The following is a 997-nucleotide window of genomic DNA, read 5'->3' on the forward strand; positions in this document are numbered from 1 at the left end:
AGAAAGTATTTGAACCAATTACGCTAGGAGTTTTTTCTACAGTAGGAGCTTTGGGTTTTGGATTCTTGACTGGATTTATTATGTCTATATTTAGCGGGACAATCGGATGGGCAATAGGAAAAATTAAAGGCAAATAATTCAAAGATACTCAGTTATTGTTTTCTATTTAAAATGAGAATACTTTACAGCCTGCTTCACATCATTTAGCAGGCTGTTTTTATGTTTTCTATGAATAAACTTTAGGTTGCCATACTGTATAGCACAAATATAATATCTATTATTATACAAAATTCTAAATTAAGCTAAAAAAGATTATTCAAAGTATAGATTTGCGCACGAAATGCCATAAATTTACCTTATAAATCTTCTAATGTGAATTTTGAGCTGTATCATTTCAATATTCATTTTAGCAGATTTAATTATTACAAAGTAGTAAGAGCATAAAATAACTATGAATGATTGAGTTTTATACAAAAGTTCTTCAGTAACTACCATTCTATCTATTTGATTTTATTATTTTAGAAGGTGCACAAGTGAAGATACATTGTAAAATTTAAGTGAATGAATAATAGAGAGAAAATTCTCGACTGTAACAGATTTTCTGTTAACATTTGACGTTTATATCTCAAAAATAAAAATGTTTAAGACTATTTCCTTTCATTATTGAGTTAAAAAGAAGAAAAAAACTCTATCCATTTAATAATTTAAATATTATGAAAAACGTGAAATAAATAACTTCACCAATTTTCCAGAAATAAAAAAGGACAAGACTTATGGAATATATCAGCACGAGAGGTGAAGCTCCTGCTTTAAGCTTTACAGAAACGATCATGACAGGGTTGGCAAGTGATGGGGGACTTTATCTGCCAGATAAATTTCCTCAGCTCTCATTTGATGCGTTACGAGCACTTCGTGGTCAGTCCTATACAACAATTGCTAAAACTATTTTGTGGCCCTTTGTGAATAACGAAATCGAATATACAGCTTTTGAAAGTAT

General features: G+C 29.7%; 1 pseudogene. It reads left to right on the forward strand.

Features of this window, described 5'->3' with window-relative positions:
- Positions 1-773: 773 nt before the first annotated feature.
- Positions 774-997: pseudogene (locus ACFIKE_RS11380) on the forward strand (threonine synthase); the annotation flags it as partial.

Origin of the sequence: Bartonella sp. MU70NMGDW, from assembly GCF_042194085.1 — a bacterium.
Lineage (GTDB): Bacteria > Pseudomonadota > Alphaproteobacteria > Rhizobiales > Rhizobiaceae > Bartonella > Bartonella grahamii.